Source organism: Acetobacter vaccinii (assembly GCF_008365315.1).
In the GTDB taxonomy this organism is placed as follows: Bacteria; Pseudomonadota; Alphaproteobacteria; order Acetobacterales; family Acetobacteraceae; genus Acetobacter; species Acetobacter vaccinii.
The window spans coordinates 2,122,796-2,140,800 of sequence record NZ_CP043506.1; the positions used below are offsets into that span (position 1 = coordinate 2,122,796).

Below are 18,005 nucleotides of genomic sequence, written 5' to 3' on the forward strand. Positions count from 1 at the left end.
CTCATTTTCATACAGGAGCCAAAAACTTGGGCATGTATTGCCCATGGTATGGCGGCCGATGTTGTTCCAGCACTCACGACGTCTAATAAAACAAGAACTGTCAGGCTAAAAGTAAGAGAGGCAGGAGCCCATTATGGTGCGCGATCTGGAACAGACTGAGTATGACTATATTATTATTGGCGGTGGCAGTGCGGGGTCCGTTATTGCGGCACGGCTCTCGGAGGATGGTAAGAACACGGTACTGCTTCTAGAAGCCGGACCTGATTTTACGCCTGACACAACGCCTGATGACATAACAGATGGCGTGGATATGACCAGTGCGATCCGCCATGCGGACCGTTATACGTGGACAGAGCTTCAGGCACAGTTTGTAAAAGACACGGCAGAGCGTGCATTTTACGAGCAGGCCCGCGTGATTGGTGGAGGGTCATCCATCAACGTCATGGCGGCCAATCGTGGTCTGCCGCGTGATTATGATGAGTGGGAGCAGGCAGGAGCAGTCGGGTGGAACTGGGAAAACCTTCTACCATACTTCAAAAAGCTCGAACATGATCATGATTATGATGGCCCCTTGCATGGCAAGGATGGACCCATCCACATAACTCGTAATGATTATGCCACTTGGCCCGGTTTTGTTGAGCAGGGCCGTGAGGCTTTGGAGGAACTGGGATATCGCGACATCGGAGATGTGAATGGTGCCTTTGTCGATGGTTTTTTCAGGCCTGGTATTTCCAGCAAGGATGGCAGGCGCTCATCCGCTGCACTGGCTTATCTAGACGGACAAACGCGTAGCCGACCCAACCTGCGTATTGTTGGCGAGGCGCAGGTTGAACGCCTTGTTGTTGAGAACGGGCGGGTCGGTTCCGTCATTGCCAGCATCGCGGGCCAGAAGGTGACCATTCCTGCGCGGGGGGAGGTTGTTCTGACAGCAGGGGCGCTGCATACCCCAGCTATTTTGCTGCGTTCTGGCATTGGGCCAGAGGCAGGGCTGCGTAAGGCTGGCATTGCAATCTCCCATGTCAGGGAAGGGGTGGGGCGTAACCTGCGTGACCACCCGGCTCTGAGCCTGACAACTGGTATTCCCCAGAGTCAGGCGCTGGCTAAGGCGGAGGTGCCTGCTCATTTTCTGGGCCTGCGGTATTCCTCCGGCGTGGATGCGGCGCTGCCGACGGACATGTTTCTGGGGGTTGGGGTGGCCCCTGTGCCAGCACCTGTGGGGCACCTGATCACCTGGGTCAACAAGTCAGTCTCAACCGGGGAGGTCACTCTTTCGTCCGAGCAGGCATCGGGGCTGGATGTGCGCTTTAACCTCCTATCTGACCCGAGTGATCGGGAAAGGCTCAAGCGAGGCCTTGAGTTTATTGCAGGTTTGGGGGTAACAGGCGCGCTTGGGCAGGACTGGTACGTCCCGCATGTGCATTTTGGGCGTTTGCGCCTTGGGGCAGCAGGCACTGGCGCTGTGCTGCCGCTGCGGGATGTGCTGGCGGATGAAGAGCAGCTTGATGACTATTTCCGCAGTGCTGTCAAAGGGCTGTGGCATGCATCAGGCACAGCCCGTCTGGGGCGGCAGGATGATCCTCTGGCTGTGGTGGATAGAAACGCCCGCCTGATTGGTATTGCCAACCTGCGCGTGGGCGATGCGTCACTTTTTCCGACAATTCCAACAGCCAACACCAACCTTCCGACCATTGCTGTAGCAGAAAAAGTGGCCGATCTGATCCGGCACACAGCCCAAACCGCAGGAGGGGCCGTATGAACGCGACACCAGAAAACTCGATCCATCTCCCCATAATTATCGGACATGAGGAGAGGGATGAAGGTACATTTCTACCCGTTTATGACCCTGCGACTGGCCAAAACATTGGGTCTACTGTTGTGGCCGATGCCGCCATTGTCGATTGGGCCGTGACACGTGCGGCTCAGGCTTTTCCAGCATGGGCGGCGTCAGAGGGGCAGCGGGTACAGGCATTACAGGCCGCAGCTGCAACCCTTGGGGGGCATGTGGAGGAATTGGCAGCCTTGCTGGCGCGGGAGACCGGGCATTCCCTCGCGTTTGCCCGGATTGAGGTACAGGCAGTCATTGGTCTGCTTGGTGGTGCTGCGGCACGCTCCACCCCTGTGCTGGAGCCAGTGCGATATGGAGCACTGCAAGCCCAGCCAGTGTATGTGCCGTATGGGGTTGTGGCTGCCATTGGCCCGTGGAATGTGCCGCTTATCCTCTTGTTCCAAAAAATCGCGGATGCACTTCGGGCCGGGAATACCGTAGTGGCCAAGCCTTCGGAATACACGCCACTGTCCACAGTGCTGATTGGCAGGCTGATCCGTGGGCATTTTCCAGACGGGGTGTTGAGTATTCTGGCCGGGGGAGCGCAGACAGGCGAGCAGCTTGTAGCGCACCCGCTTGTCAGCAAGATCAGCTTTACGGGCAGTGTGGCAACAGGGCAGCGTATTCTTGGCAGCGCGGCAGCCCGTGTGGTGCCAGTCACAGCCGAGCTGGGTGGTAATGACCCTGCCATTGTGTTTGAGGATGTGAACCCGCAGGATGTTATAGAGCGTCTGTTCTGGGGTAGTTTTTTCAATTCCGGGCAAATATGCTTTGCCATCAAACGGCTGTATGTTCATGACTCGCTATACGATACCGTGGTTGCAGGCCTTGCAGAGCGTGCCCAGCGCACACGTCTGGGTGGCCCCGCAGACCCAACGGCAGAGCTGGGACCGCTGACGACTAAGGCGCAGTTCCTTCATATTCAGACGTTGGTGTCAGAAGCCCGTGCACAGGGTGCGATCATTCATTCGGGTGGTGAGGCATTGGCCGGGCCGGGTTTCTTTTACCCACCGACGATTGTGACAAACCTTGCCGAAGATTCCCGCCTTGTGGCTGAGGAACAGTTTGGGCCAGTTCTGCCCGTATTGCGCTTTGCTGATACCGAGGACGTTATCCAACGCGCCAACAACACCCGCTATGGGCTTGGTGCCTCGGTCTGGAGTGCTGACACGGCGCGGGCCGCAGCCGTTGGGGCACAGCTCCGCTCTGGCCTGCTGTGGGTCAATGGGCATGGAAACGTTGTGCCCGGTGCGCCCAAGGCCGGGTTTGGCGCAAGCGGTCTGGGGGTTGAAGGCGGGCAAAGCGGTTATGAGTCCTATTTGAATATCCGGACCCTTTATGGGCCAGTGCCGGAGACAAACGCATGAACCGGACATCTCTGTGGTATTCAGTGCTGGCTCTTGTTTACGGGGTGGCCATTGCAGCCTGCCATGGCAAGACCCTGTCCATGCCTGTTGATATTGCGCATGACTTTGGCATTTCTGTCGCGCAGGCCAGTTGGGTGGTGTCGTCGGTGGCGTTTGTTGCTGCTGTTGCGGCGCCTGTGGTTGGCTGGCTGGTTGACCGCTGGGGGGAAAGACGTTCCCTGGCACAAGGCCTGTTTGTGGCTGCTGTTGCGGGGTTTCTGGTGTCACAGACCAGCCATTTTGGTGTGCTGATAGGCCTGCGTGTGATTGAAGGCGCTGGGTATATTCTGGTTGTGCTGTCGGCGTTGTCGCTGTTGATCCGGTCTAATCAGGGGCCTCGGCGGGTTCGGGCGCTGGCGCTATGGTCGGTGGCCTCACCAACGGGTGGGGCGTTGGCCGTGCTGTTTGCCGCACCGCTGGTAGCAGAGGACCGGTGGCGGCTGGTGTTTCAGGCCCATGCTGCCATCCTTGCCATAGGGCTGCTGTTTATCCCGTTTGTTCCCCGGCGGGATGGGGCTGTGAAGCGGCCTGATATTCGAATAGGCGCGGTTTTTGGTATTTATCGCAACCGTTCTGTCATTCGGCTGAGTGTGGCACTAGGTCTGCTGTGCATTCTCGACCTTGGGCTGGCAACAGCGTCGCAGTCCTACTTTATCGCCCGTCGTGGTGTGGCACCGGTTCTGATTGGGCAGACCTTTCTGGCCAGTGTTATTCTGATGATTGCGTCCAGCTATGTGTGCGGTCGTGTTTTAAGCCACAAAGGGCGGGAACATCTGGTGGCTTTGACGGGGTGTGTCATAGCCTCAGTGGGGGGGATTATTGTCTTTCTGCCGTGGGTGGCTGTCCCTGTCGCCCTTGGGGTATCTGTGCTGTCCAGCGTCGGCAATGGTATCCAGATGGCATGGCTGATTTCGCGCATTCCTCATGTTGCCCCTAGTGAGGATCTGATGGGGTCAACCGGCGGTATTGTCAGCCAGATGCTTTATATTGGCATGTTTGTCGGGCCGCCGGTTGTGCTGGCGCTCTTGGATGATGCTCCCTTGTTTGTTTTTGCAGCCGTCATTGTTGCCATCAACGTCTTGCCACTTGTCTTGGCGCGCGGGATAGGCGGGCAGGGAGAGCAGGGGACGGTTTTTACACAAGGTGTTCCGGCTGAACTATAAAACACGCAGGAAGTCACACTATGTGGCTTCAAGGAGATGATAATGGCGGCACGTATTCCCATGCAGGAATGTTTGCCGCCATTTCTGCCAAGTTGGCATTTTTCTAATCTGGGCCACATTACCTCTGTGCCAAGTACGAGTTACGTGCACGAAATGTTACCAGCGGACACAGCAACGTGGGCTTGCATGTCCCATTATGGTCCAAGATACGTTTTTGCAGGTCTATCATTCCCGTTGCGGCTTCCTGCCTGACTTTTCCATCATGATGCTCACTTGCTTCATTCAATGAGAAAAATCATGAAAGACCGCATACAGAACAAAGATTTTGCCGCACGGGTTATGAGTGCGGAGGATGCTGCCAGACTGATCCACCATAACGACCTTGTCGTGACCAGTGGTTTTACAGGTGCAGGCTACCCCAAAGCGGTGCCAGAGGCGCTTGCCCGGCGCATGACTGCGGCCCATGGTGCGGGGGAGGTATTTTCCATCCGTTTGTTAACCGGGGCTTCAACCGGTCCACAGTTGGATGGGGCATTGGCACAGGCCAATGGCGTTGCTTTTCGTGCCCCTTATAATGGGGATAGCGCCATGCGGGCGCGTATTAATGACGGCAGCACCCTCTATCTGGATACGCATCTGGGACAGGTCGCGCAGAAGGCCCGGCAGGGCCAATATGGCCAGCCAAATGTGGCTATTATCGAGGCTATTGCTGTCACGGCTGAAGGACATTTGATTTTAAGTTCGTCAGTAGGCAACAGCCCAACCTGGGTGCAGAGTGCTGATAAAATTATTGTTGAGATCAATACCTGGCAAAACCCGGAACTGGCAGGGATTCATGACATCTGGTCAGATGTGCACATGCCACCGGAAACCCGGATTATCCCCCTAAGGCACCCGGCAGATCGCATTGGTGCGACAACGCTGCCGATCAATCGGGACTGTCTGGCGGCTGTTGTCATCACGGATGAGCCAGACCGCAACGCTCCATTTGCTCAACCGGATGAGACAGCACGGCAGATTGCAGGTCATGTGCTTGATTTTCTACAGTATGAAGTCAAGAAAGGACGGCTTCCTGCGTCGCTGCTTCCGCTTCAGAGTGGTGTTGGGAACATTGCCAATGCCGTCCTGGAAGGGCTGAATAACAGCCAGTTTGAAAATCTGACTGGATTTAGTGAGGTTATTCAGGATGGTATGCTGTCCATGCTTGAGAGCGGGCGGATGAGCGTGGCTGCCGCTTCATCCTTTTCCCTCAGCCCGGAGGCCGCGCAACGGATTAATGATAATGCAGCCTTTTTCAGGGAGAAAATTATCCTCAGACAGCAGGAAGTCAGCAACAGCCCGGAGTTGATCCGGCGGCTGGGTATTATTGCCATGAATGGAATGATTGAGGCGGATATTTACGGTGCAGTCAATTCAACCTGTATCATGGGGTCCAAAATTCAAAATGGTATTGGTGGTTCTGGGGATTTTGCACGGAATGCCTTTCTTTCCATTTTTGTGTCTCCCTCTACGGCAAAGAATGGAAAGATTTCTGCATTCGTCCCCATGGTTCCACATACAGACCATATTATGCAGGATGTACAGGTTATCGTGTCTGAACAGGGCATTGCCGACCTGCGCGGCTTGGCCCCGGTAGAGCGGGCTCGGGCGGTTATCAATCACTGTGCCCATCCTGATTATCGGCCGTTGTTGCAGGACTATTTCGATCAGGCGCGTCAACACGCCTTTGGGCAACATATTCCGCACCATTTGCCAACAGCACTGGCATGGCATCAACGGTATATGGAAACGGGGAGCATGGCGGTCTAAGCTGTCGAGCAGGAGTGGCCATGACAGAACTCGTGATCGTTTTTGCCGTCAACGATGGTGTGCAACTGATGGACATTGCAGGTCCGGCAGATGTGTTTGCTGAGGCCAACACACTGCATGGTAGCCAGTTTTATAAGTCCGTTATTGTCGCACCGCAGAAAATTATTCGCAGTTCGTGTGGATTGACTGTGCAGGCCGATTACCTTCTGAATGAAGTTGGCGGCGTAACAATCGATACATTATTGGTCGCAGGTGCGCCCGACGCTGCCCGCCAAGAGCCCGATCCTAGGTATACGGCATGGCTTTTCCACCATGCCGGTCAGGCACGACGGTTTGGTTCAATATGTGGAGGGGTATTTGCATTAGCTGCCACCGGCCTTTTGGATATGCAAAAAATTGCCGCGCATTGGGCTGATGTTGAACAGATCCGACAGCGTTTTCCGACTGTGGACGTCAATGCAGATGCCATTGTGGAAGAAGATGGTCCTTTACGCACCGCAGCAGGTGTTTCCTCCGGGCTGGATCTTGCCCTTGCCTTGGTCCGAGAGGATTTGGGGGAGGGTATAGCGCGTGATGTTGCCCGGCAGCTTGTGCTTTTTTACAAGCGGCCAGGAGGGCAGTTGCAATACAGCCGCCAGAAAACACTCTCTCCCGCAGGGCGTTCGGCCCTGCAATCGCTACAACGGCGCATTATGCAGCAGCCGACGGCGGACTATGGCGTAGAGGTGATGGCGGCTATGGTGCAGTTGGAGCGCCGACAACTCACTCGGCTTTTCACGCAGGAAACCGGTCTGTCTCCTGCCCAGTGGGTTGAACAGACCCGTCTGGCTGTCGCCCGCACTCTTTTGGAAGAAGGGCGTAGTCCCCCAAAGGTTGTGGCCGCAGATGCGGGTTTTGGGTCTGTGCGGACACTGCGACGCGTTTTTCAGCGTCATCTGGGGATTACCCCTGCAGAATATAGAAAACGCTTTGGGAAGTTGGTCTAAAAGCTCGACTGAAAAAGAATAAAATTATGCATCAAGTGGAAGACTGGATGGCGAGAAATGGCTGTCAGAGTTTTAGATGGGCAAGGTAGCCTCCAGGTCATGCTGAAGGACTGAAATATCACCTGCGACACGTTTGATGTGTAGGAGGACATATCCTACTCTAGTTTCTTCTGAGTATCCTTTAAGTCTGTTGTGAGTTGAGAAATATAATGAAGATTAAGACTTGTCAGGCATGACAGTCTACGAATTTCATGCGCGGTAGCATTGGCATGGCCCATAAGTGACATTGAAAATGCGCAGTATTTATATTTATAGGTCTCAAACTCTTTGTTGCTTATCGGCATATATCTTCTGGAATCTTTTTTGAAATACTCTTCCTCAAACCAGGTATCCAACATCTTGGGTTCCTTCTTTTCTATTTGAAAAAGGAGATGCTCACTGGCTTTAAATTTATTTTGTGCACACATGCTGACATCTGATAACGATTGAAACTGGCGATAACAGGCCTGAGACAAGTCATTTGTGCTGGGTTCTGCATAAACAGAGAGAGGAACTAACGAGAGAAAAAAAACTGTTGGAGGGAATATTTTCAGCATTAAATTTTTTCCATAATTTATGAAGTAATTAAAAAATCATTTTTTCTGTATCAGTGTTAAATCTCCCTCAAGTTGCTCAATATATTGAATATTCAGGCTTGTCAGGCATGCTTTTTCAGTAATTTCGTGAGAGTTGCTGACTGATCCACCCATAAGAGACATTGAGAAATTACAATTATATTTTTTGAATTCGTTGTTGCTTTCAATTATACTTTTCGTCGCGTTATCTTTGAGTGCTTGATCGACATTCCACTGCTTTAAGAGCGCCAAAACTCGTTTCTGTTCTTTTATAAGATGTTTTTCACTCTCAGAGAGTTTTTTTGTCATGCACACAACAATATCTGATGAGGCAAAAAAAACGTCAGAACATTGTATGTATAAATCTCGATTGCTGGGAGCCGCATTGGCAATGCTTTTCAATTGGAAAAATAAAAAAATAAATACACATATCTTTTTCATTATTAATGATCCAATTTAAATACAATTTATATTTTCTTGTGGGGCCTTGGTGATAAAGTATGTTTGACCCTGACCATGCACCGTGAATATGGGCTTGGCGGCAACAGGTCTGACTGTTGTTACCTAAAATCAGGCGCCAAGCACTATAATCACCGGTTTTTCAAGCATTCCAAATTTGGGCAGACCTCAGCTTTAGTATGGCCAATTTCGTAAAAGTAAAAGAAAAATAGTTGCAATGAAAGTCTCGAAACCAAGCTTAACCCGCATGGAAGTGAAACAGGGTTATTTCTGACGGTATACCAAGGCGCAGGGCAAATCCTGGCCACAAGCCAGTGCCGTTACTGACATACAGGATCATCTTGCCCACATCGTAACGTCGGGAGACAAAGCCGTTGTTGCCACGTGCCACAAGACGGTCCAGCCCCCAGAGCATTCCACCATGGGTGTGGCCGGAGAGTTGCAGGGCAACGCCATGGGCGGCAGCCGTGCGGGCATCACCGGGTTGGTGGTCAAGCAGAATAATCGGGGCATCTGCAGGGCTTCCAGCAAGGGCCTTGCCTACGTCCGGGCCTGCCTGTCCGTGGTGAGGGGCAGAGCGATCAGTCACGCCCGCAAACACCATTTTATCCTGCCCTCGCGTAACCACGGTGTGACTGTTCAGCAGGAAATGGAAGCCCAAACCTGACAGGTGGTTTATCCAGTCGGAATAATCAAAAAAATACTCATGATTGCCCGGTATTGCCAGTACACCATCTGCCGCGTGGAGCTGGGCGAGGGGGGCAACATCTGCCTGTCGCATAGCGACTGACCCATCAATAAAATCCCCAGTCACCACAATCATATCAGCTTTTGTCGCGTTGGTGCGCTCTACTACTGCGGCTGCCCAACTGGCAGGGAAAAGCCTGCTTAAATGCATGTCAGTTAACTGGGCAAGGCGGTAGCCCTCAAACGCAGGGGGCAAACCCCGGATCATGATGTTGACGTCGTGGACAGGGGGGACACGCAGGGCATTGGCAATACCAATCGCGGCAAGCCCCCCAGCACAGCCCCCCACACCCAGCCGAGCGAGTGTGGGGATATGCACTGGCTCCCATCGGACCAGGGCAATCAGCAGGGCACAGAGATCAAGCCCAAGTTGGAAAAACGTAAGGAACAGGAGTGTGCCAAAGGCCCAGTTGAACGCAATAATGAGCGGGCGCGGGAACTCTGGTGCAAAAACAGAACCAGAAGAGAGGCGGCACCAATAATGGTAAAGTGCAGCAACAACGATCAGACCTGCGGCAACAACCTTAAGAGCAAGAGGCAACGGGAGCGGCCATAACCAGTTCAGAATGACGACCAGCAGAGGGATGGTAAAAACAACAAGACGCAAAGCAGTCAGTCTCCTGTTCTGGCAGTCAGGGGGCTTCCGCCTGACTTCCTCTGGTCTGCAAAGTGGTGTGGAACGTGGGGGCAGTGATGGTTGTGGCAAACTCTGTGGACTTAAAATTACAGAAGTCTTGCGGCAAAAGGATGCAGGTTTTTATGTGCAACAGTGTTCCTGTTGAAATATACGGAGGAACACTCCGTTTAACAAGAGTGCAGACGTGACTGACAAGCCAGAACGCCGCCCGCGTAGAGATGGGCAACGCAACAGGGAGCGCCTTCTGCATGTGGCTAAGGCTGCATTTACAGCAGGGGATATCGACATTCCTCTGGATGAGGTTGCCCGTCAGGCAGGGGTAGGCATCGGCACACTGTATCGCCACTTTCCGAACAGAGACGCCCTGATCGAAGCGGTTTACCGTGCTGAACTCGATCATCTGGCGGCTGCGGCACCTGTGCTTGCCGCACAGCATCCACCTGTGGAGGCACTACGGGCGTGGATGCGGCTTTTTGTCGACTATATTGCTGCAAAGCAGGTGATTGCTCCCGCCCTTAACGGGTTGGTGGGGGGGGGCGACCGCGCTCTACGCCCATTCTGGTGCAGTCTTGCAGGAGGCAATCAATACACTTGTGGCGGAGGCTGTTGCCAGTGGGGAGATCAGTTCGGATATCGCCCCGATTGATCTCCTGCGTGCGCTGGCCGGTGTGTCAAACTTTGCGGCGGGGCCGGGGTGGGAGGCCAGTGCAAAGCGGCTTGTTGATATTCTTATCGCCGGGTCACGGGTGCCACCGCTGTAACCCTCGGCCAAGGCGTCGGTCTGGTCGTGCTGAGTGCGGCAGAATACTTCAGCCCTGCGCTAGCTGAGGGGCGTTGTCGATCCGCCTCCGTTTGCTGGACTCTTTATGGTGGACAGAAACGCAGGTGAGTACACTCAAAACAATCAGCAAAAATGCGGCAACTTCAAGCGGCCGGGGCCAGCGTTGTTCCCACACAAAGCCGTAGAGGAGCGCAAACAGGGTTTCAAACAGGATCATCTGCCCGGTCATGGTAAGCGGTACCAGGCGGCTCATCCGGTTCCACAAGGCATTCCCCATAATGGAGGCAACTGCCGCCATAGTCAGCGACACAGCAGCAAAGCGTTCCCACTGTGTCACACTATACTGCAAATGGCCGAGCAGAAGGGCAACTGGCAGCAGCAGCACAGCCTGTGCCCCGGTGACAAGCCCCGTCAGCAGGTTCCATTCATGCACGGAAACCTTTGTCAGCCGCATAAGGCAACGGCTGTTACCCACGGCATAGGCAGTCCAGGAGGCAAGGGCAGCAATAGCGCAGACAAGGCCGATAATGGACTGGCGGCTGGCCTCGGGTGCCGCGATTGCTTCCCAGCCGATGCAGGCTGCCCCTGCGGCGCAGAACAGCAGGGACGGTAAAAGGGTGAGCAGAGAGACAGCCCCCTTGTCCCGGCTGCCAATAACCGTGACGGCAACAGGTAGAAAGCCAATGACCAGAGAGGTCAGGGCAATACCACCGGTCTGCACGGACATGGATAGCAGGATATAATAGAGCGTGTTGCCAAAGAGCGAGAGCCGGAAAAGAGCAATCCAGTCCTGCTGCTTGAGGCTACGTTGCAGCTTTTGCCACCGTGGCATAATCAGAACGGCGGCGATTGCCCCATAAGTCAGGTAGCGGCCTATGGCCAGTTGCAGGGGTGTAAAGGCCCGCACCAGTTCTGGCGCAAGAAAAACCAGCCCCCATAACGCGCCTGCCCCTGCGCCACAGAGTACACCTAAGGGGATATTATGGGCATGACCTGTCTGCTGTTCTGTTTCCATGGTGGTCACAATGGGTTTCTCCTTATCAAAGGAGACATATCATCGAAAAAGTGAGTTTTGCGCTCTTGATTGGCGGTCAAAATGCAACAAAAACTCAGGGATGAGCAAAAAAAGAACGACCAGGTCTCTGGACCCCTTTGATCGCGCGATCCTGCGTATTGTCCAAAAAGACAATAAAACACCGCAGCGACAAATTGCGGAGCAGGTTAACCTGTCGGCTGCGGCTGTACAAAGGCGTATTGCAGCGATGGAAAAGGCAGGCATCATTGTTGCCAATGCGGCTGTCGTGGATGTTCATGCCGTACAGATGGGCATTACTGCGATTGTCGAGGTGCATTTAAAGGACGAGCGGCTGGATACGGTCGATAATGCCAAAATGCTCTTTCATGATGCCCCAGAAGTACAGCAATGTTACTACGTAACCGGGGGGATCAGCTTTATGCTGATTATAGTGGCCGCCGATATGACAGCCTATGAGGACATAACACGCCGCCTTTTTGCCCAGAACGAGTCCGTGGCGCGGTATCGCTCCCTGATCGCGCTGGACCGCGTTAAAGCGGGCAGTAGCATTGTTATTCCGTAGTCTGTGACCTCACGCCAGAAGGGGCGAGAGTGTGTTGGGGTCAGTCGTAATACTGGGGTAGTAGCTTGAGGGTCTGAATATCCTGCGGGTCGTGGAACAGGACCAGTTGAGCATTCAGTTCATGCTGTAGCGCCTTGATCCGCCGTATGGAGTGTAATGCCTCATCCGCACTGGTTGTTGAGCCGGGTATGCGTTCTTCAATAAAGTTTTCACGCAGATCACCAGCGTCGAAAGACAGGATCATCGGTCCTGTATGAGGGAGCCTGACAAGAGCGGATTGATGGCCCGCAGTGTGACCAAAGGTGGTTATCAGGTCCAGACCGGGGAACGCCTGCCAGTCTCCGTCTCTAAAGTCCCAGAGTATGGTCTCCTGGGTAAAGTCTTCCCGAATGTATCCGCTACAGGAGGATGTAAGGGCGCTGAGATATTCCTGCCTTTGAACGGATATGCGGGCATGTGGGAAGTGTTTGATGGAGCCACAGTGGTCAAAATGCAGATGTGAGAGAATAACCCATGAAATATCACGGGGTGTCAGGCCGATCTGTGCCAACTGGTAATCAAGCCGGTGCATGGGGCGGACAATGGGCGGTGTCATACCGTATGACAGAAAATATTGCTCTCTTTTTGCAGTATTTTCCATATGCTCTGGGTCCAGGCCGGAATCCAGCAGCACCCATCCGTGGCATGTCTCCAGCAGATAAGCACAGACAGGTTCACACAACATAAAGCGCGGGTCCGCCCCGGAAACCGAGACGGATTTTGGCAAAACTTCATACCCACACAGTAAGATGTAGAGTTTTGTGATGTCTGTTTCCAAACTGTCTGCCGTCATCGCTGTTGTGCCCGGTTCTGGGTGTGCAACTGTGCGCGGTAATACTGTCGGATAGAGTTTTCCCACTCTGGTGCAATAGGCGGTGTGCCGCGTGCCAGAGCATGTTGGACAATGGCGTGTAACTCGTTTTCCATGTCGTGCAGATCAACGGTCTGGCAGCGTCCGTCGCTGACAATGGTGCGGCCATTGACAACAAGGGCTTGCACATCCTGTCGGGTCAAGCGTGTCAGCAGCAGTTCGGGCAGGACATCATCTGCTATGGCGGTGGGCATGACCCGTTGGGTATTGACGATAACAAAGTCTGCCGGGCGGCCTGCCTCAAGCACTCCACCGTTATCCTGCCCGACAATACATTCACGCCCCACACGCATAAGAGCATGAAAGCAAAGGGGCGTGCTGTCGCGGGTGTCGCCCGGTCCATCCAGCCCGGGGTGCAGCGTTTGCATGATCCCACGGAGCAGGCGGGCTTCCCGCAGAATGTCATCATCATCTTCAAGCGACATGCCGTCCAACCCGATCCCGAATTTCAGCTTTTTAGCCAAAATGGTCGGCAGAGGGGGCAGTCCCGAAGCCAGCCGCATGTTGGAGGAAATATTGCATGACAGCAGAACCCCTCGTGCTGCCAGCAATTCAATTTCATGCTCGCGCAGCCACACGCCATGCGCCAGTGTCAGCCGGGGGGATAGCAGGCCGATGCTGTCAAAATACTGGAGAATACCCTCGGGAAACATGCTGTCCGCCCATTCCCGCTGGGGGCGTGTTTCAAAAAAATGTATGTGAACCCGCCTGCCAGTGGCAGCGGAACGGTCGCTTATTGTCTCCAGTGTTGCCCGGTCAGTCCATTGCGGGCCAACAGGACCATACTGCACATTAAAAGTGGGGCTTTCCAGTTCTGCCAGAGCGTCTACAATGTTCAGCCCTTCCTCCAGACTGCGGCGGTGCCGGGGGGCTGTCAAAGCAGGGAAGTGCTCCGGGTGGGTGAATATATCCTGAAAGCGTTGTTCACTTTCATAAACAAACGGATTTGCCCCGGCAAAAGGCACGGCAAAGGCAACGCGGATACCGACCGCTTGGGCGGCTTTGGCAACCCCCGTAGCCTCCTGCAACAGGGCGCGGCCGTTCTGTGTGTTATGGCAGTGCACTGTTGCACCAATGCCCGCACAGGCCATGCGGGCAAAAGCACAGGCTGTATTCAAAAAAGATAGTGTGTGCGGTTCCACCCCAAGTCTGGACATCCAGACTTCCAACGGTCCGTCGGGAATACCGCAGGACAGTGTTGGCAGGCCCCGACCATGATCGTGGGCATTGGCAAAAGCAGGCATGGCAAGACTACCAGCCTGTGGCATTGTAGCCCCGGCCGGACCAACACGCGTGATCATGCCATCACGCGCGTGCAGTGTCTGCTGGTGGGCAACAGGCTGGTGGCCGGGTAGCGGCAGAAGCCGCTCGACCGCCCACTCTGTGGGATGTGAGGACGTATTCATTTGTTGAAAGGAATGTCCGGCAGGGCAGACTGTATGGGGCCAGGGGGTGTGAGGCTGTCGCAGGATGATGCAACAGGCTTGCCGCTCAGAACATCTTTGACAAACACAGCAGAGTCAGGGAGTGAGTAGTTGACGGCACCATTATGTGTGACCCCGGGGTACGTATGCCACTGCACGGTTGTGCCTGCCTTGCACAGGGCTTTTGCGGCATCATATTGACCCTTGGTGCCAGCCATACCGTCGGCCAGCCCGGTGCCTAAAAACAGAGGGATGGTGACATGCCCGTTTGGGAGTTCAAAATACTGGTCCATATCCTTGTCATAGGCAGTTATGTCCTGGGCCAGCATGTCTTTGCCTTTGTGAATGCCCAGTTCTTCCGCCTTGTCAAACAGGTCATGCAGGCAGGCTGTTTTGGAAACAGACAGCATAACACGCCCTTTGTCTGACAGCAGGGAGGACGGGTCTGTTTGAGGGTGAATGGCCTGGTCGCTACCCGCCAGGCGGAGCATGGCAAAGGCGGGGTCCATGTCGTTAACAGTGGTATAGCGGGTTTCGTTACTGTCGTCGCTTTGGGGGTGGTCCTGATGCACAGAGGCAACCAGCCCCGTCATGACAGCCGCCTTAATACCAAGTTTGGGAGCATACTGGGGGAATGCCCATGATGCGGCAAGGGTCGCCCCCGCACCTTGTGACTGCCCGACAATCAGGAGTGTGTTACGCACGGGAAACTGCTTTTGGTTCAGGATCGCGCGGCCAGCATCAAGCAGGCTGTAGGCTTCCGGGCGGTAGAGCAGGTACGGGTGCACTCCCGGTGTGCCAAGACCCTGATAGTCGGAGGCTACAATAGCAAAGCCCCGCTTGAGCCAGGCGTTGAGATATGCCGTATCCCGCGCCCGCGGGCCCATCCATGATGGCGCGCAGCGATCAGCCACACCTGTCGTACCATGCGCCCAAATAACGACAGGCCAGCCTTTCTTGGGGGCCGGGCCGGAGGGAAACAGCATATAGCCTGACACGGGAACTAGCCGCTTGGGGTCCATGCCATCGGTTGAGCTGTAGAGGATACGATAGGCTGCCCCCGTGTCGGCGGGGAGCCAGCTTGCCTTGAGTGGCTCCGTACGCAAAATGGTGCCGGGCGGTGCCTCAACGGGTGCCTGCCACTGGTAAAAGGCTGACACATCCTGTGTCGGAGTGGCCGCCAGCCCCGGTAAGGGGCTCAGGACGCATGTCAGGGCAAGAAGTGTTGTTCTGGAAAAAAGAGCTTTCATATCAACAGTGCTTTCGATGGTGCATGTTAGGCCAATTCACTGTCCTGAACACGAAAGATTTAGAGAAGTTGCAGGCGCAGGGCGTCAGCTTCCTGTTGCAGATGGGGTAGGTACTCCTGTTCCATCTGCTGTGGGCTGGCCTGTTCGCGGCGGATACCAACATTAAGGGCAGCGATTGCTGTGCCGTCTCTGCGGAACAGAGGGACAGCTATGGAGCGAAAACCGACTTCAACCTCCTGATCGACCAGCGCATACTGGTGCTGCCTGATAGCGCTCAGGAGTGTTTCAAGCGTGGTTCTGTCCGTAATTGTCCGTTCGGTTATTTTTTCCAAAACCATGCCGTCAAGGGTTGTGGTCAGGTGTTCTGGTGCCATGTTGGCCAACAAGGTTCGCCCTACAGCGCTGCAATATGCAGGCAGGCGTAAGCCTATGTTTTCTGTCACACCAAACGCCTGCGTGCGGCGTGGGTAGGCATAGGCAATCATGACAGCTTCTGTCCTGTCTAGCACCGCGACAGAACAGGTGGCGTTAAGGGTGTGTGCCAGCCGTTCGCAGACTGGTTGTATCAGGGTGGATGTCGGGTTGGCGGACAGGTAGGTTGCCGCCAGCCGCAGGACACTGGGCTGCAGGCGGAACAGCCTGCCCTCATCAGCGACATACCCAAGGTGCAGCAGTGTCAGCAAGGCACGCCTGACTGTTGCGCGGGGGAGGTCAACCTTGCGGGACAGGTCACTCAAGGTCATGGCCGGGTGGTCAGCATCAAAGGCTGCCAGAATGGTAAGGCCACGGGCAAGGGCTTCAGAAAAGTCACGCCCAACTGGATTGCTTTTGCGTGCCTCAGCATCGCGTGTCAGAATTCTGGCCACCTTTGCCTCACTTTTCATATCGGAATCATAACATATTCTGTGGGTGTGTGCCACAAAAGACAGCAGAGCAGCACAGAGGCGCCCCCTCAGAACATGTCAAAATATTCACGCTGCTCCCATTCAGACACTTCAAGTTCATAGCGTTTTATTTCCGCTTTTTTGATGTCTGTCAGATAGGAGATAAAGGAGTCCCCCATGGCGTTACGGAAAACCGAGCTGTGTTCCAGTGCGTCTACGGCACGGGCCAGGGTCGTGGGCAACAGGGCGGCGGGAGTGCCATAGGGTTCATCCGCTGCAATGCCCGGTGATATCTGGTTTGCCAGCCCATCCAACCCGGCAATGACCTGAGATGCCAGATAGAGGTACGGGTTTGCTGCTGGCTCTCCAACACGGTTTTCAATGCGTGATGCAGGGTCGGCCGGGGCGGACAGCACCCGTAACATGACGCCCCGGTTGTCCATGCCCCAGATAGCCCGGTCTGGGGCGAGGGAAAATGGGCGATAGCGCTTATATCCATTAATGGTGGGGGTGGAAAACACAGCCGCCGCAGCAGCATTGTGCAACAAACCGCCCAGCCAGTGCATGCCTGTTGCTGACAGGGGGGCGGTATTGTCCGGCGGGACAAATGCGTTGTCCCCCGTAGACAGTGTTTTCAGGGACTGGTGTAAATGCCAGCCACTGGACATGACATCAGGCAGACGTGGCCGACACATGAAGCTGGCATGGTAGCCATGGCGGCGGCACACCTGTTTGACCGCTGAACGAAACAGCACCATGTCGTCAGCAGGCTGCATCCCTTCCGCAACTTTAAAGACCATTTCAACCTGGCTGGGGCCAAACTCTATTTCCATCGACAGGAGGTTTAAACCCAGTGCCTGAATGTTCGTGCGCAGAATATCCAGAATGGGCGCAAGCTGATCGTAGTTCAGTTCTGTCAGGTAATTATAGCCCCTGTGTGTCAGGCTGACATCTGGTGCAACAGCGGGCTGTCCTGCATCTTCTGCTGCCAGTCGGGGGTTATCCAGACGGGTGAGGTGGAACTCCACCTCCAGCCCCGTCATAAAGCCATAACCGGCCTCCTCCAGCCGGGTCAGGGCATCGCGGCAGATATGGCGGGTGGCAAAGGGCACTTTACGACCATCGCGGAAATACAGGTCACACAGCATCCAGCCTGTTTGTGGTGCCCAGGGCAGAATTTTGAAGGTTGTGGGGTCTGGCACCATAATCACATCGGCCGAGCCCCGCATTTCGGTCATGCCGGTGCTGTTCTGGGCCGAAAAAATGGAAATAACAGTGCGATGAGCCGTGTCCTTCATCAACAGGGAGGAGGGCAGGGAGATCCCGGCTGAAAAAGCGCTCCCCAGTGCCGATGCCACCAGTGTCTTGCCACGCAGGATACCGTGCTGGTCAGGGAAGGAAAATCGGATGGTTTCCAGCCTGTTTGCGCGGACCTGCTGTTCAGCGTCGCGGGCCGCTTCTTTCTGCCGATCGGTCCATAGGGTGTGGTTTTCAATAAAGCTCATCGCCATA

The 18,005-nt window shown here is 54.7% G+C and carries 15 protein-coding genes and 1 pseudogene; 7 read left to right on the top strand and 9 right to left on the bottom strand.

What is annotated here, in order from left to right:
* Positions 1 to 133: 133 nt before the first annotated feature.
* From FLP30_RS09580 to FLP30_RS09600, 5 genes are all read left to right on the top strand, one after another.
* Complete coding sequence (locus FLP30_RS09580) at positions 134 to 1,756, top strand: GMC family oxidoreductase (protein WP_149279632.1); 1,623 nt, start codon at positions 134 to 136, stop codon at positions 1,754 to 1,756.
* Positions 1,753 to 3,192 carry an aldehyde dehydrogenase family protein gene (locus FLP30_RS09585; RefSeq protein WP_149279633.1) on the top strand — a complete coding sequence of 480 codons (1,440 nt, stop codon included), beginning with the start codon at positions 1,753 to 1,755 and terminating at the stop codon, positions 3,190 to 3,192. Before FLP30_RS09580 ends, FLP30_RS09585 begins: the two co-directional genes overlap by 4 nt.
* Positions 3,189 to 4,394 (top strand): MFS transporter, encoded by a 1,206-nt coding sequence (locus tag FLP30_RS09590; RefSeq protein ID WP_149279634.1) that lies wholly within the window; start codon positions 3,189 to 3,191, stop codon positions 4,392 to 4,394. The genes FLP30_RS09585 and FLP30_RS09590 overlap by 4 nt, the downstream gene beginning before the upstream one ends.
* A gap of 297 nt (positions 4,395 to 4,691) precedes the next feature.
* A complete protein-coding gene (locus FLP30_RS09595; RefSeq protein ID WP_149279635.1) occupies positions 4,692 to 6,203 on the top strand; it encodes a succinate CoA transferase in 1,512 nt (503 codons plus the stop codon).
* A 20-nt stretch (positions 6,204 to 6,223) separates the two neighbouring features.
* The gene (locus FLP30_RS09600) at positions 6,224 to 7,189 is read left to right on the top strand and encodes a GlxA family transcriptional regulator (protein WP_149279636.1); all 966 of its coding nucleotides are present in this window, start codon (positions 6,224 to 6,226) and stop codon (positions 7,187 to 7,189) included.
* 155 nt (positions 7,190 to 7,344) lie between these two features.
* On the opposite strand, the gene FLP30_RS09605 is transcribed toward FLP30_RS09600, so the two are convergent.
* The 3 genes from FLP30_RS09605 to FLP30_RS09615 form a co-directional block, all read right to left on the bottom strand.
* Positions 7,345 to 7,785, bottom strand: a complete 441-nt coding sequence (locus FLP30_RS09605; protein WP_149279637.1) for a hypothetical protein — start codon at positions 7,783 to 7,785, stop codon at positions 7,345 to 7,347.
* Positions 7,786 to 7,821: 36 nt separating this feature from the next.
* Positions 7,822 to 8,244 carry a hypothetical protein gene (locus tag FLP30_RS09610; protein ID WP_149279638.1) on the bottom strand — a complete coding sequence of 141 codons (423 nt, stop codon included), beginning with the start codon at positions 8,242 to 8,244 and terminating at the stop codon, positions 7,822 to 7,824.
* A gap of 256 nt (positions 8,245 to 8,500) precedes the next feature.
* Positions 8,501 to 9,616, bottom strand: coding sequence for a metallophosphoesterase (locus tag FLP30_RS09615; RefSeq protein ID WP_149279639.1), 1,116 nt, complete (start codon positions 9,614 to 9,616; stop codon positions 8,501 to 8,503).
* Between the two features lie 214 nt (positions 9,617 to 9,830).
* Here FLP30_RS09615 and FLP30_RS09620 point away from each other — a divergent pair.
* Positions 9,831 to 10,407: pseudogene (locus FLP30_RS09620) on the top strand (TetR/AcrR family transcriptional regulator).
* 48 nt (positions 10,408 to 10,455) lie between these two features.
* Here the strand turns inward: FLP30_RS09620 and FLP30_RS09625 are convergent.
* On the bottom strand, positions 10,456 to 11,442 hold the full coding sequence (locus FLP30_RS09625) for a DMT family transporter (RefSeq protein ID WP_149280318.1): 987 nt from the start codon (positions 11,440 to 11,442) through the stop codon (positions 10,456 to 10,458).
* Between the two features lie 100 nt (positions 11,443 to 11,542).
* Between FLP30_RS09625 and FLP30_RS09630 the strand changes: the two genes are divergently transcribed.
* Complete coding sequence (locus tag FLP30_RS09630; protein ID WP_149279640.1) at positions 11,543 to 12,025, top strand: Lrp/AsnC family transcriptional regulator; 483 nt, start codon at positions 11,543 to 11,545, stop codon at positions 12,023 to 12,025.
* Between the two features lie 40 nt (positions 12,026 to 12,065).
* Here the strand turns inward: FLP30_RS09630 and FLP30_RS09635 are convergent, their stop codons facing one another.
* From FLP30_RS09635 to FLP30_RS09655, 5 genes are all read right to left on the bottom strand, one after another.
* Positions 12,066 to 12,857, bottom strand: coding sequence for an N-acyl homoserine lactonase family protein (locus FLP30_RS09635; RefSeq protein ID WP_149279641.1), 792 nt, complete (start codon positions 12,855 to 12,857; stop codon positions 12,066 to 12,068).
* Positions 12,854 to 14,341, bottom strand: coding sequence for an amidohydrolase family protein (locus FLP30_RS09640; protein ID WP_149279642.1), 1,488 nt, complete (start codon positions 14,339 to 14,341; stop codon positions 12,854 to 12,856). The genes FLP30_RS09635 and FLP30_RS09640 overlap by 4 nt, the downstream gene beginning before the upstream one ends.
* Positions 14,338 to 15,609: a lipase family protein gene (locus tag FLP30_RS09645; protein ID WP_149279643.1), complete on the bottom strand. Its 1,272-nt coding sequence runs from the start codon at positions 15,607 to 15,609 to the stop codon at positions 14,338 to 14,340. The genes FLP30_RS09640 and FLP30_RS09645 overlap by 4 nt, the downstream gene beginning before the upstream one ends.
* Before the next feature lie 59 nt (positions 15,610 to 15,668).
* Positions 15,669 to 16,493 carry an IclR family transcriptional regulator domain-containing protein gene (locus tag FLP30_RS09650; protein ID WP_149279644.1) on the bottom strand — a complete coding sequence of 275 codons (825 nt, stop codon included), beginning with the start codon at positions 16,491 to 16,493 and terminating at the stop codon, positions 15,669 to 15,671.
* A gap of 68 nt (positions 16,494 to 16,561) precedes the next feature.
* Positions 16,562 to 17,998 carry a glutamine synthetase family protein gene (locus tag FLP30_RS09655; RefSeq protein WP_149279645.1) on the bottom strand — a complete coding sequence of 479 codons (1,437 nt, stop codon included), beginning with the start codon at positions 17,996 to 17,998 and terminating at the stop codon, positions 16,562 to 16,564.
* Between the last annotated feature and the right edge of the window lie 7 nt (positions 17,999 to 18,005).